The 13457-nt window shown below is 74.1% G+C and carries 12 protein-coding genes; 7 read left to right on the forward strand and 5 right to left on the reverse strand.

Going from position 1 to position 13457, the window contains the following annotated elements:
- The first annotated feature begins 3 nt into the window (after window positions 1–3).
- The 5 genes from ACFYX3_RS06020 to ACFYX3_RS06040 are packed head-to-tail and all read left to right on the forward strand — an operon-like array spanning window position 4 to window position 6631.
- Window positions 4–2064 (forward strand): hypothetical protein, encoded by a 2061-nt coding sequence (locus tag ACFYX3_RS06020; RefSeq protein WP_389008612.1) that lies wholly within the window; start codon window positions 4–6, stop codon window positions 2062–2064.
- Between the two features lie 26 nt (window positions 2065–2090).
- Entirely contained in the window at window positions 2091–3617 is a 1527-nt protein-coding gene (pelF, locus tag ACFYX3_RS06025) for a GT4 family glycosyltransferase PelF (protein ID WP_389008615.1), read from the forward strand.
- Window positions 3614–5212, forward strand: a complete 1599-nt coding sequence (locus ACFYX3_RS06030) for a hypothetical protein (protein ID WP_389008618.1) — start codon at window positions 3614–3616, stop codon at window positions 5210–5212. The genes pelF and ACFYX3_RS06030 overlap by 4 nt, the downstream gene beginning before the upstream one ends.
- 13 nt (window positions 5213–5225) lie before the next feature.
- Complete coding sequence (locus tag ACFYX3_RS06035; RefSeq protein WP_389008621.1) at window positions 5226–5846, forward strand: spherulation-specific family 4 protein; 621 nt, start codon at window positions 5226–5228, stop codon at window positions 5844–5846.
- Window positions 5843–6631 (forward strand): endo alpha-1,4 polygalactosaminidase, encoded by a 789-nt coding sequence (locus tag ACFYX3_RS06040; protein ID WP_389008624.1) that lies wholly within the window; start codon window positions 5843–5845, stop codon window positions 6629–6631. Before ACFYX3_RS06035 ends, ACFYX3_RS06040 begins: the two co-directional genes overlap by 4 nt.
- Before the next feature lie 10 nt (window positions 6632–6641).
- Here ACFYX3_RS06040 and ACFYX3_RS06045 read toward each other — a convergent pair whose 3' ends face one another.
- Window positions 6642–7448, reverse strand: coding sequence for an adenosylcobinamide-GDP ribazoletransferase (locus ACFYX3_RS06045; protein WP_385661552.1), 807 nt, complete (start codon window positions 7446–7448; stop codon window positions 6642–6644).
- A 25-nt stretch (window positions 7449–7473) separates the two neighbouring features.
- Between ACFYX3_RS06045 and ACFYX3_RS06050 the strand changes: the two genes are divergently transcribed.
- Window positions 7474–8238, forward strand: a complete 765-nt coding sequence (locus tag ACFYX3_RS06050) for a hypothetical protein (protein ID WP_389008627.1) — start codon at window positions 7474–7476, stop codon at window positions 8236–8238.
- Here ACFYX3_RS06050 and ACFYX3_RS06055 read toward each other — a convergent pair.
- The 4 genes from ACFYX3_RS06055 to ACFYX3_RS06070 form a co-directional block, all read right to left on the reverse strand.
- Window positions 8178–8888, reverse strand: coding sequence for a hypothetical protein (locus ACFYX3_RS06055; RefSeq protein WP_389008630.1), 711 nt, complete (start codon window positions 8886–8888; stop codon window positions 8178–8180). The two genes, ACFYX3_RS06050 and ACFYX3_RS06055, sit on opposite strands and share 61 nt — an antisense overlap.
- On the reverse strand, window positions 8885–10648 hold the full coding sequence (locus tag ACFYX3_RS06060; protein ID WP_382661117.1) for a phosphatidylglycerol lysyltransferase domain-containing protein: 1764 nt from the start codon (window positions 10646–10648) through the stop codon (window positions 8885–8887). Before ACFYX3_RS06060 ends, ACFYX3_RS06055 begins: the two co-directional genes overlap by 4 nt.
- 109 nt (window positions 10649–10757) lie before the next feature.
- Window positions 10758–11834 carry a nicotinate-nucleotide--dimethylbenzimidazole phosphoribosyltransferase gene (cobT, locus tag ACFYX3_RS06065; RefSeq protein WP_389008635.1) on the reverse strand — a complete coding sequence of 359 codons (1077 nt, stop codon included), beginning with the start codon at window positions 11832–11834 and terminating at the stop codon, window positions 10758–10760.
- Between the two features lie 48 nt (window positions 11835–11882).
- A complete protein-coding gene (locus ACFYX3_RS06070) occupies window positions 11883–13088 on the reverse strand; it encodes a bifunctional adenosylcobinamide kinase/adenosylcobinamide-phosphate guanylyltransferase (RefSeq protein ID WP_389008638.1) in 1206 nt (401 codons plus the stop codon).
- 91 nt (window positions 13089–13179) lie between these two features.
- On the opposite strand from ACFYX3_RS06070, the gene ACFYX3_RS06075 reads away from it, so the two are divergent.
- Window positions 13180–13386, forward strand: a complete 207-nt coding sequence (locus ACFYX3_RS06075) for a hypothetical protein (protein ID WP_116161395.1) — start codon at window positions 13180–13182, stop codon at window positions 13384–13386.
- The last annotated feature ends 71 nt before the right edge of the window (window positions 13387–13457 follow it).

A 13457-nucleotide genomic window follows, 5' to 3' on the forward strand; every position in this document is an offset into this window, starting at 1 on the left:
CCCATGGACTCCGACCGAATCCGTACGCCCGGAACCGCGCCCCGCACGGGCCGGATCGCGGCCCTCGCCACCGCCGCGCTGCTCGCCACCGTCGTCCCGTCGGCGCAGGCGGTCGCCGAGACGGCGCCCCGCGTGGACCTCACCGTCCTCGTCGTCGACGACGGCGGCAGCGCGGTCGGGGCGATCACCGCGGAGCTCCAGAACTCCGGCGTCCCGTACCGCAGGATCGACTTCGACGACCCGAACCGGCCCGTCCTCGACGCGGCCTTCCTCAGCGACACGGTCGACGGGCGGCCCCGCGCCAGGTACCAGGGCGTCGTCCTGCCCCACGAGAGCGTCTTCGGCCCGGACTCCCCCGAGCAGACCGCGCTGAAGGCGTACGAGCGGACCTTCGGGATCCCGCAGGTCGACGCCTACACGTGGTCGCACCCCGGCGTCGGCCTCGACTACACCGACCAGGGCGGCTGGTCCGGCGTCCTCGACGGCACCACCGCCGGCGTCACCGCCGCCGGCCGGGCGGGCCCCTTCCGGTACCTCGCCGGGGCGCTCGCCTTCGAGGACAACGACCCCTCGATCGCCGAGAGTTACGGCTACGCGGGCCGCCCGCGCGCCGGCTACACCAGCTACCTCGACATGCCCGTCGAGGGCGGCGGCCGGGCCAGCCTCGTCGGCGAGTACGCCGCCGACGGGCGCCGCGAACTCGTCGTCACCTTCGCCTACAACCAGTACCAGCGGCAGTTCCGCGCCCTCGCCCGCGGCATCGTCGACTGGCTCACCCAGGGCGTCCACCTCGGGCAGAGCCGCAACTACCTCTCCGTCCACGTCGACGACGTCTTCGCGCCCGACGCCCGCTGGGACCCCGCGCTCAACTGCACCCCCGGTGACTTCGACTGCGTCGGCGGCGGCGACGACGCCGTCAACCCGATCCGCATGACGGCCGCCGACGCCCAGTACGCCGCCGCCTGGCAGAAGTCCTCCGGCTTCACGCTCGACATGGTCTACAACGGCGGCCAGGGCGAGCAGTGGAAGACCGAGCACGGCGGCACCGACCCGCTCACCGACCGGCTCGTCGCCGACCGCGCCCAGTACCGGTGGATCAACCACACCTACACCCACCCCTTCCTCGGCTGCGTCCAGGACAACACCGCCGTCCCCTGGCAGTGCGCCGAGGACACCGCCGGCAACACCCTCTGGGTCAGCCGCTCCGAGATCTCCGGCCAGATCCGCGACAACTACAACTGGGCCGTCGGCAAGGGCATCTCCGTCGACCGCTCCGAACTCGTCACCGGCGAGCACTCCGGCCTCAGGACCCTGCCCCAGCAGCCCGCCGACAATCCCGGTCTCGCCGCCGCCCTCGCCGACAACGGCGTGAAGTGGACCGCGAGCGACAACTCCCGCGAGCCGCAGCAGCGCCCCGTGGGGAACGGCGCCGCGAAGACCGTGCCCCGCCACCCCATGAACGTGTACTACAACGTGGGCACCGCCGCCGAGATGACCGACGAGTACAACTGGATCTACACCTCGCGCGCCGACGGCGGCAGCGGCATCTGCGAGTCCAACCCCGCCTCCACCTGCCTGCCCGCCCCGCTCCCCACGGCCACCGGCTACGCCGACCACATCGCGCCGCAGGAGGCCCGCACCGCCCTCTCCCACGTCCTCGGCAACGACCCCCGGCCGCACTACGTGCACCAGTCCAACCTCGCCGAGGAGCGGCTGCTCTACCCGGTCCTCGACCGCGTACTCGCCGACTACCGGGCCCTGTTCGCCGCGAACACGCCCCTGGTGAACCCGGCCCAGAAGGACGTCGGCACCGAACTGAGCCGACGCACCGCCTGGGACCAGGCCGTCGCCGCCGGAAAGGTCACCGCCTACCGCATCGGCACCACGGTCACCATCAAGGCGCCCTCCGGCGTCACCGTGCCCGTCACCGCCCCCGAGGGCACCCGCAAGCGGGCCCTCCTCGGCAGCACCGCCTTCGGCACCGCCTACGCCGGCACCCGCTCCGCCTGGACCACGCCCGACCTGCTCCAGACCGCCGTCACACTCACGCTCCCGACCGCCTGACCAGCACGTCCTGGGGGGACCCGCTCATGCCGAGCAGTGGCCGTCACGTCACCATGCTCACCGAAGGCACCTACCCGCATGTCCACGGCGGCGTCAGCACCTGGTGCGACCAGCTCGTCCGCGGCATGCCCGAGGTCGACTTCGAGATCCTCGCGCTCACCGGCAGCGGCCGCGAACCCGTCACCTGGGAGCTGCCGCCCAACGTCACCCGGCACACCGCCTACCCCCTCTGGGGACCCCCGCAGGGACCGGCCGCGCGCCGGCCCCTGCGGGGGCGCGAACGCCGCCGCTTCCTCGACGCGTACGAAGGGCTCCTGCTCGCCCTCCTCGACCCCGACGCGGGCCGCGACTTCGGTGCCAGCCTGTACGAACTCGCCGCACTCGCCCGGCAGGGACGGCTGACCGCCGCCCTCCGCTCCGAGCCGGCCCTGCGCTCCCTCATGTGGATCTGGACCATGCCGCACCTGCCCACGCTCGCCGCCGGGCCCACCGTCCACGACGCCCTCACCGCCACCGACCTGCTCGAACACGCCCTGCGTCCGCTCGCCGCCCGGATAGCCACCGGCGGCGTGGCGCACGCGGTCTCCAGCGGCCTCGCCACGCTGCCGGCGCTCGCCGCGCAGCACTTCGAAGGGGTGCCCTTCCTGCTCACCGAACACGGCATCTACCTCCGCGAGCGCTACCTCGGCTACCGCACCGAAGCGCAACGCTGGCCCGTCAAGGCCCTCATGCTCGGCTTCTACCGCGAACTCAACACCCTCGGCTACGTCAAGGCCGACCTCATCACCCCCTGCAACCAGTACAACCGGCGCTGGGAGGAGCGCGGCGGAGCCCCCGCCGACCGCATCCGCACCGTCTACAACGGCGTCGACCCGGCCCTCTTCCCCGAGGCCGGCCCCGAACCCGGGACACCGACCCTCAGCTGGTGCGGCCGCGTCGACCCCATCAAGGACCTGGAGACCCTGATCAGGGCGTACGCGATCTCCCGCGCCGAACTCCCCGAGCTGAGGCTCCGCCTGTTCGGCCCGGTCCCCGCCGGGAACGAGGACTACCTGACCCGCCTGGAGAAGCTCGCCGCCGAACTCGGCGTCGCCGACGGCGTCTCCTTCGAGGGCCGCATCTCCGATGTCCCCTCCGCCTACGCGGCCGGCAGCGTGGTCATGCTCTCCTCCATCAGCGAGGGCTTCCCCTTCTCCCTCATCGAGGCCATGTCCTGCGGCCGCGCCACCGTCTCCACGGACGTCGGAGGCGTACGGGAGGCGGTCGGCGACACCGGGATCGTCGTCCCGCCCCGCGAACCGGCCGTCATGGCCGCCGCCGTCTCCGCGCTCCTCTCGGACGGCGCCCGCCGCGCCGAACTCGGCCGCCTCGCCCGCCGACGCGTGATCGACCAGTTCACCCTGCACCGCTCGGTGGACGGCTTCCGCCAGATCTACCGCGAACTGGCAGGCCCCCGCCCGCCCCTGTCCGTCACCCCCGCCCCCCTGCGCCTGCGCATCCCCTCCCCGCGCCGCACCTCCCCGGCCCTCGTCACAGGAGGCACCCCGGCATGAGCGGCTCCCTCTGGCTGAAACCCCCGACGAGCGAGACCCCACTGGCAGCGATCCCACGACCGCGGCGCGAGCGCGCGGCGGGCCGCCCGCCGCACGGCGCTCCGTCCCCGGCCGACACCGCCGGCGCGGGCGCCGCAGGGCCGGCCGCACAGCCGGCCGACGGGGTCGCGCCGGACACCGGAGGCGAGGGGGCGCGTCCCTCCGGCGGCCGCCCGCCCGGCGCCGTCGCGGCACCGGCGCCCACCGCCCCGCCCCCCGCCGGAGGCGGACTCGCCGACGATCCGCTCGACGAGCTCGCCCGGCGGCTCGACGGGTTCGTCGCCGTCGCCGTGCACCCGGACGAGATCGCCGCGATCCTCGAGTCCGACGGCATGACCGACGAGCACATCCGGCTCACCTACGGCCGCGCCGACTCCTTCTCGCTCGCCGAGGACCTCTACGCGCGCGTGGAGCGGCGCCACCCCGAACCGTCGGCGCCGCCCTCCGGTGCCTGGCACAGCGAGCTCGCGGGCTGCCTGCTGCGCGGACTCGTCTTCGCGCTCCCCGGCCTCGCGTACGTCCTCGCCGCACCCCTCCTCGCCGCGCAGCACGGCCGGTTCGGGCTCCCCGCCGGAACGGTCCCGCTGCTCGCCGGGGCCGTCACCGGCTGGGTCTGGAACCAGGCCCTCTCCCACCGCGCGTACACCTGGCTCGGGCTCGGCGACCGGGCCGCCGCCGCCCGCGCCCTGCTCACCGGCGCCCCGGCCGGCGCCCTCGCCGGGACGGCCGTCGCCCTCGCGACCGCCGCGCCCGGCGAGCTCCCGGCCGCCGTCTTCACAGCCGGACAGTCCCTCTACCTCGCCGCCGCGACCGTGCTCCTCGTCCTCGGCCGCGAACGGGCCCTGCTCGGCGCCCTGCTGCCGCTCGGCGGCGCCGTCCCGGCCCTCCGCTGGGACCTGCCGGACGTCCTGCGCGCGGGACTGCTCCTCGCCTCCCTCGCCGCGTCCGTCGCCCTCGCCGCGCTCGTCCTGCGCCCGGGCGTCCGCCGGGGCGCGGCGGGCCGAGGCGGACCCCCGCGCGCCGCCTCCCTCCCGTACGGCCTCTTCGGCCTCGGCAGCGGCCTGCTCGTCCTGCACGCGGGCGTGGCCGACACCCTGGTGACCGGGGCGGGGGCGGTCATCGCGCTCACCCTCTCCATGGGGCCCGCCGAGTGGCTCCTGCACCGCTTCCGGTACGGCGCCCTGGCCCGGCTGCGGACCCTCACCACCGCCCGCGAGTTCCGCCGGGCGGTCACCGGCACCCTCGTGCTCTGCCTCGGCGGCTACCTCACCGTGCTCCTCGCCCTCACCCTCGCCGCGACCCTGGCCTGGCCCGGGGCGCCGCTGCCGACGCTCCCGCGCCTGGTCACCCTGCTCCTGATCGGGACCGTGCTGTGGCTGGGGCTGCTGCTCCAGGCCTTCGGCGCGGTCCTCAGCGCCGCCACCGTCTGCCTGCTCGCGGCGGCCGCCCAGACCGTGCACCCGGCGGCGGGCCCGCTGGCCGCCGGGGGAGCGGCGGCCGTCCTCGCCGCTCTGACCTGCGCCCTCCTCGTACGACCGACCGCCCACCGCGCCTAGGAACGCCGACGTCATGACGAACACCTCCCTCCTGGTGCCGTACTACGAGCACCCGGCCGAGCGCCCCGAGGCCTGGTCGGCGCTCGTCGACGCGGCGCCGACCCTGTACGGCGTCGTCCTCAACCCGGCGAGCGGCGCCGGCGAGGCCCCCGACCCGGCGTTCGCCGAGGCCGCCGGGCGGCTGCGGGCGGCCGGGGTGCGGCTCCTCGGCTACGTGGACACCTCCTACGGCCGCCGCCCGCACGCCGAGGTCGTCGCCGAACTGCTCCGCCACCGCGACTGGTACGGAGCCGACGGCGCCTTCCTCGACCAGGTGGCGACCGCGTCCGCCGCCCTTCCCCACTACCGCCGCATCGCGGTCGCCGCCCGGGCCGCCGGGGCCGCGACCCTCGTCTTCAACCACGGGGCCCACCCCGACCCCGGCTACGAGGCGCAGGCGGACCTCCTCGTCACCTTCGAGGGCCCCTGGGACACGTACCGGACACTCGACCTGCCCGTCGCCGCCCACTACTGCCACCTCGTGTACGCGGCCCCCGCGGGCTTTCGCCCGGCCACCCCGGTGCACTGCGCCGTCCCCGGCACGGGCGCGCACCCCTGGGGCACCCTCCCGCACCTCCTGGAGCCCGCCCGATGAGACGTCTCCTCCCGCTGCTCGCCGGCCTGCTGCTGCTCGCCACCGCCTGCACGGCCGCCCCCGAACCGGACCCCAAGACCACCGCGGACCGCTGGCGCCCGGCCCCCGGACTCACCTGGCAGTGGCAGCTCAGCGGCACGCTCGACCCGGCCGTCGACGTCCCCGTGTACGACATCGACGGCTTCGACCACCCGGCCTCGACCGTCGCCGACCTGCACCGCCGGGGCCGCAAGGTCATCTGCTACGTGTCCACCGGCGCCTGGGAGAAGTTCCGCCCCGACGCCGGGAGCTTCCCGGCGGCCGTCCTCGGCCGGGGCAACGGCTGGCCGGGCGAGCGCTGGCTCGACATCCGCCGCACCGACGTCCTCGGGCCGATCATGGCCAAGCGCCTCGACATGTGCCGCGACAAGGGCTTCGACGCCGTCGAACCGGACAACATGGACGGCTACCGCAACCGCACCGGCTTCCCCCTGACCGCCGCCGACCAGCTCCGCTACAACCGCCTGATCGCCACGATGGCCCACGAGCGCGGCCTCTCGGTCGGCCTGAAGAACGACCTGGACCAGATCCCGCAGCTGCTCCCGGACTTCGACTTCGCGGTGAACGAGCAGTGCGCGGAGTACGAGGAGTGCGACGCCCTCGTGCCGTTCGTCACGGCGGGCAAGGCCGTCTTCCACGTCGAGTACGAGCTGACGACGGGCCAGTTCTGCCCGCAGACCGGGAAGCTGGGCCTCAGCTCCATGCGGAAGCGCTACGAGCTCGACGCCTGGCGCCGGCCCTGCTAGGGCCTAGGCCCTAGCCCAGCGTCAGCGCGACCAGCGCGACCGTCGCCGCCGTCTCCTCCACCGCGCCGAACACGTCGCCCGTCACCCCGCCGAAGCGCCGCACGCACCGGCGGAGCAGCAGCGCCGCCGCGCCGAGGCCCGCGCCGGCCGCCAGGACGTCGCGGACGGCGTCGTACGGGGAGAGGAGGAGGCCCGTCGCCGCGCCGAGGGTCAGGACGAGGGCGGTCATGAGGGTCGCCGAGCGGGTCGGGACCGTCGCGGCGACGATCGCACCGAGGCCCTCGGGGCGGGCTGCCGGGACGCCGTGCCGGGACGCGTGGGTGAGGGCGAGCCGGGACACGGTGGCGGCGAGGGCCGCGGCGACCGTGCCGCGCGTCCAGCCCTCCCCGTACAGCTCGTACAGCGCGGCGACCTGGGCGAGCAGGACGAGGACCAGGGCGATGACGCCGAACGGCCCGATGTCCGACTGCTTCATGATCCGCAGCGCGTCCTCGGCGGGCTTGGCGCTGCCGAGGCCGTCGGCGGTGTCCGCGAGGCCGTCGAGGTGCAGGCCCCGGGTGAGCAGGGCGGGGACGGCGGTGGAGACGACGGCCGCGAGCAGTGGTCCGGAGCCGAGCAGCAGGAACGTTCCGCCGGCCACGGCGGCGCAGAGCCCGACGGCCAGACCCGCGACCGGGGCGCAGAGCATGCCGGCGCGCGCCGCGTCCCGGTCCCAGCGGGTGATGCGGGCGGGGAACACGGTGAGGGTGCCGAAGGCGAAACGCAGGCCGTCCATCCGGGCAGGGTAATCGCCGTCCCCGAACGGTAGATTGCGCATACAGTGCATATCGGAAGGGGGTGGCATGGGTCACTGGTTCTCGCGGAACGTCGTGGAGCCGGGCAAGCTCCCGATGCTGCTCGCTCTGACCTCGTTCGTCCTGACATTCCTGGTCACCCGTACCGTCACCCGGCTCATCCGGGCGGGGAAGGGACCCTTCCGGAACGTCTCCTCGGGAGGCGTCCACATCCATCACGTCGTGCCGGGCGTCATCCTCACCGTCCTCGGCGGATTCGGGGCCGTGGCCAGCGACCGGTACGGCGTCGCCGCTGCCGTCTTCGCCGTCGTCTTCGGGATCGGCGTCGGGCTCGTCCTGGACGAGTTCGCGCTCATCCTCCACCTCGACGACGTGTACTGGTCGGACGAGGGCCGCAAGAGCGTCGAGGTGGTCGTCCTCACCGCGGCCCTGGCCCTGCTCGCCCTGAGCGGCTTCTCGCCGCTCGGCGTCAACGACATGACGCCGCAGGAGCGCCAGGACCGGACCGCGTTCATCCTCAGCATCGCGCTGAACTTCGTGCTCGTCCTGGTGACCCTGGTGAAGGGGAAGACCCGGATGGCCGTGTTCGGGATCCTGGTCCCGTTCGTGGCGATCGTCGGCGCCGTGCGCCTCGCCCGCCCCGGCTCCTGGTGGTCCCGCCGCCTCTACGGCCGCCGCCACCGGGCCAGGGCCCGGTCCCGGATCCGCGCGTACCGCCACGACAAGCGCTGGACCAAGGTGCGCCGCCGTTTTCAGGACCTGATCGGCGGCTTCCAGGAGCGGGTGCCCGGGCGGGGCTCGACACCGTCCTGACCCCGCTCGCGCCAGGCCTGGACCGCGATCAGGACGAGGACGGCGGCGATCGCGGCGATGTGCTCCTTGCCCGCCAGGTTCGCCTTGACCACCACCTCGATCACCATGGACAGGACGACGAGCGCGCCCGTCCACCGCGCCCCGTACCGCCAGCAGACGTAGACCGCGAGGCCCACCACGGCGGCCGAGGGGCCGGTGTCGACGACCTGCGCGTCGGTGGCGGGCAGCCCGAAGGGGTTGTCGGGGCCGAGGGCGATGCCCACGCGCGCGTAGAGCGTGCCGGCCAGCGTCGCCAGGAAGGCGACGCCGAGCGTCCGCCACCGCCCGAGGCAGATCTCGGCGATCCCGAACACCAGCAGGACCTGTGCGAGGGCGCCCCAGACGGGCAGGTCGAGCGCGGGCACGAACAGCGAGAGCGGGGTCCGCAGCAGCGACAGCCACAGGGGGTCCTCGGCCCGTACGGAGCCGATGTCCTGGACCGGCTGATAGCCCCAGTCCTGGTTCTGCACGAGCTGGAACAGCGCGGTGAGGCAGACGGCGCCCAGCGTCATCGGGACCGCCCGCCACCTCTTCGTGACGAGCGCCGTCCGTACGGTGCTGAACAGCGCCCCCCACTCGCGCCGGGCGAAACCCTTCAGGGTCTTGCTCAACGCCCGCTCTCCAGATGTCTGCGGTGCATCCACTTCGGCAGACCGGGGGCCTCCAGGAAGCCCTCGGCCCGACCGGCCGCGAGGCCGATGCGCAGCAGGTCCGCACTCTTCTCGAAGAGCATGAATCGGGGCTCCCAGATCGGTCGGTACTTGGCGTTGGCGCGGTACAGCGACTCGATCTGCCACCAGCGGGAGAAGAAACTGAGCAGTGAACGCCACATGCGCAGCACGGGTCCCGCCCCGAGCTTCGAGCCACGTTCGAAGACGGATCGGAACATCGCGAAGTTGAGCGAGACCTGAGTGATCCCGATCTCCTTGGAGCGCTGGAGGAGTTCGATGACCATGAACTCCATCAGGCCGTTCTCGGAGTCCCGGTCACGGCGCATCAGATCGAGCGAGAGCCCCTGCGGCCCCCAGGGCACGAAGGAGAGCAGCGCCCGCAGCTCACCCTTCTCGTCGGTGCACTCCAGCATCACGCAGCGGCCGTCCCTGGGGTCGCCGAGCCGGCCGAGCGCCATCGAGAAGCCGCGCTCGGTGGCCCCGTCCCGCCAGTCGTCCGCCTTGCGGAGCAGCTCGGCCATCTCCTCGGCGGGGATGTCCTCGTGGCGCCGGATCCGGACCTCGTACCCGGCCCGCTTCACCCGGTTGAAGGCCTGCCGGACCGTCCGCATGGCCCGGCCGTCCAGGGTGAACTCGTCGGTCTCCACGATCGCCTCGTCGCCCAGCTCCAGGGCGTCCAGACCGTGCCGGGCGTAGATGACCCCCGCCTCCTCGCTCGCGCCCATCACCGCCGGGATCCAGCCGTGCTCGCGGGCCTCGGCGAGCCAGGGCTCGATGGCGCCCGGCCAGGCCTCGGGGTCGCCGATCGGGTCGCCGGAGGCCAGCGAGACCCCGCCGACCACCCGGTAGGCGACTGCCGCCTTCTCGCTCGGCGACCACACGACGCTCTTCTCGCGGCGCAGCGCGAAGTAGCCGAGCGAGTCGCGATCGCCCTGCTTGTCGAGCAGGATCCGCAGCCGGTCCTCGTCCTCCTCGGTCAGCGGGTCGACGGCCCGCCGGGAGCGGAAGGCGGCGAAGAGCACCGCGAAGATCAGCAGCGTGGACAGGACGTTGATGGTGACGTCGACCCAGCCGGGGGTGCTGATGTTGGAGAAGCCGGAGTCGTCGGAGGCCAGCGTGACGAGCCGCAGCAGGCCGTACTTCCAGCGGTCCATGAAGGTGGAGGTGACGGGGGAGTCGTTGGTGACGGTCACCAGGAGGGCGGCGAGCAGCGAGGTGACGAGCAGCCCGCCGACGGCCACCCCCGCCGCCAGCTTCGGGTTGGAGCGGTCGCCCTTCGCGTAGAACTCCTTGCGGCTGACGAGCAGCGCGAGGACGAACGCGGCGGTGAGGGTCAGCGAGATCCAGTTCTGGGCGTGCTGCCGGATCTCGGGGAAGGCCATCACGAGGGCGAAGAGCAGCAGGAAGAGGCCGCCGAGCACCAGGTTGAGGATCCACGCGGCCCGCTTGCGGCGCCGCATGGTGATCGCCAGGAAGAGGGTGAAGACACCCGAGGCGAAGCCCGCCGTGAGCATGTACGGGGTGAAGTAGTTGTCCTCGTTGTGCCGGCGCAGGTCGTTGCCGAACGAGACCCATACGGCGCTCAGGAAATTGATGAACGTGACGACCCGCAGGTACCAGACGGCGAAAGCGGCGCCGCGCCGAGAACGCGCGGTCGTACCCCGGGGTGCTGCTTCGGCAGACAAGCGGACTTCTCCCATGAAAAGCGATCATATGGGGCACGGCGCGCGGTGCGGAGGCGCCCCGGGCGGTCACGCGCGCGTCGCCCGCGACCGCCCCGGAGGCCGGTCGTTCGCATCCGCCCCGCGCTCAGGCCCCAGCGGCGCCGTCGGCGTCCGGAGTCGTCGGATCCGGACGTTCGGGCAGCTCGGCGGCGAACGCCGCCGCGGCCTGGACGAGGGGAAGTGCGAGCAATGCCCCGGTTCCCTCACCCACATGGACGCCGTGATCGAGCAGCGGGTTGAGCGCCATCCGGTCCAGTGCCTTCGCCTGCGCCGGCTCCCCGCTGACCTGCCCCGCGAGCCACCAGTCCGGCGCCCGGAACGCCGCCCGCTGCGCCACGAGCGCACAGGCCGCGCCCACCACACCGTCCAGGATCACCGGCATCCGCCGCACCGAGGCCTGGAGCAGGAAACCGGTCATCGCCGCCAGGTCCGCCCCGCCGACCGCCGCGAGCAGCTGCAGCTGATCGCCCAGCACCGGCCGGGCCCGCCGCAGCGCGTCCCGGATCGCCGCGCACTTGCGCATCCACGCCAGATCGTCGATCCCGGCACCGCCCCGGCCCGTCACCACCGAGGCGTCCGTCCCGCACAGCGCCGCGATCAGCGTCGACGCCGCGGTCGTCCCGCCGACGCTCAGATCCCCGAGCACCACCAGATCGGTGCCCGAGTCCGCCTCCTCGTCGGCGATCGCCATGCCGAGCCGGACCGCCGCCTCGGCCTCCTCCGCCGTCAGCGCGTCCGCCACGTCGATCCGGCCGCTGCCGCGCCGCACCCGGTGCCGTACCACCTCGGCCGGCAGCAGCTCCGGATCGCAGTCCAGACCGGCGTCCACGACCCGCACCGGCACGCCCGTCGAGCGGGCGAGGACGGCCACCGGACTCGTCCCGTCGAGCACCGCCCGCACCAGCTCGTGCGCCGTGCCCGCCGCGCGCCCCGACACGTCGAGCGAGGCCACCCCGTGGTCGCCCGCGAACAGCACGACCTTCGGCTCCTCGATCGCCCGCACCTTGACCGAGGCCTGCGCCGCCGACAGCCACTCGCCCAGCTCGTCCAGCCTGCCGAGCGCCCCCGCCGGCACGCTCAGCCGCTCCCGGCGCTCCTCGGCGTCACGCCGAATGCCGCCGTCGGGGCGCTCGATCAGATCGGAGAAGTCGTCGAGGTTCAAGGTTCCGCCTAGGGACGAGTCAGCGAGGGCCATCAGCGATCGGCAACCCTACCCGCGCAGCACGAGCGCCTGCCCGGCGACCACGAGGACGACCTGCTCGCACTCGTCCGCGAAGGCCGCGTTCAGCCGGCCCAGCTCGTCCCGGAACCGCCGCCCCGCCGCCGTGGCCGGCACGACCCCCGAGCCGACCTCGTTCGTCACCGCCACGACCGTACGACTCGTCGCCCGCACCGCCGCCACCAGCTCCGCCGTCCGCTCCCGCAGCGCCGCCTGCCCGCCGTTCGCCCAGGTCTCGTCGTCCCACGCGCCGGCCCGGTCCATCGCGTCCGTCAGCCACAGCGACAGACAGTCGACCAGCAGCGCGGGACCGTCCTCCTCCGCCAGCAGCGGTACGAGCTCGCAGGTCTCGGCCGTACGCCACGAACCCGGCCGCCGCTCCCGGTGCAGCCCGATCCGCTCGGCCCACTCCGGATCGCCCTCCCGCGTGCCGCCCGTCGCCACGTACAGCACCTCCGGGAAGGTCTCCAGACGCCGCTCGGCCTCCACCGACTTCCCCGACCTGGCCCCGCCCGTCACCAGCGTCCGCCGGGGCACCTCCGGCACCTCGTGGTAGTCGCCGATGTACAGCGTCGTCCCGTCCGGCACCGCCCGCGCCCCCGCCGCCGCGAGCCGCCGGTCCAGCTCGGAGCCCGCCGGCACGTCGTGGTCCAGGTGCACGGCGATCACCTCGGTCGCCGGACCGACCGCTCCCGTCGCCCGCAGCCGGGCCAGCCCGTCCGGCCGCCCGGTGACATCGGCGACGACCATGTCGTACGGCACGAGGTGCTCGTCCGCGATCCCGGCGGGCGCGCCACCCGGCGGGAGGTACAGCAGCCGCTCGCCGTCGGTGGAGACCACCTCGTACCCCGTCCCGGGGGAGTCCAACGACACCGCGCGCACCCGGTGCCCGCTGATCAGCGTCAACTCGCGTCCGTCCGGCACCCGCACGGCGGTGGGCAGCCCGGCCGGCATCTCGACGGCCGGCCCGTCGTGCGGATGCGACAGCAGCACCTGCCGCACCCCGACCAGCGAATGCCCCGACCGGGCGGCGGCGAGCGCGGCCCCCGGGGTCAGATCGAGCAGCAGGGCCCCGTCCACGAGCAGGGAGGTCGCGGCCCTCGCCCGCGCCCCACGGGACAGCGCGCACACGGCGCAGGGGCAGTCGGGGCGGGGGAGTCCGAGGGGGGCGCCGGTGCCGAGCAGAGTCAGTTCCACCCTCAGATCCTCCCGCGCCACCGCGAGGCGTGCGCGCCCGGCTACGCTGCGGGCAGGAAACCGATCATCCGGTGAGCGCCAGGAGGCTTGCATGGCATGGACGTGGCGGTTCGAGAAGTCCGACGGAACCGAGGTCGAGCCGGTGGTGACGCCGGAGGAGTTCACCACCCAGGGCGACGCGGAGAGCTGGATCGGCGAACACTGGCGTGACCTCCTGGGCGGCGGCGCGGACCAGGTGACGCTGTCGGAGGACGGGACGAAGATCTACGGCCCGATGCCGCTGGACGCGGAGGGCTAGAGCGCCCGGCGGCGCGGGGGGGGGGGGGGCCCGGGGGCCCCCCCCCCCCCCCCCCCCCCCCCGACCCCCCG

Source organism: Streptomyces sp. NPDC002463 (assembly GCF_042889835.1).
Lineage (GTDB): Bacteria > Actinomycetota > Actinomycetes > Streptomycetales > Streptomycetaceae > Streptomyces > Streptomyces nymphaeiformis.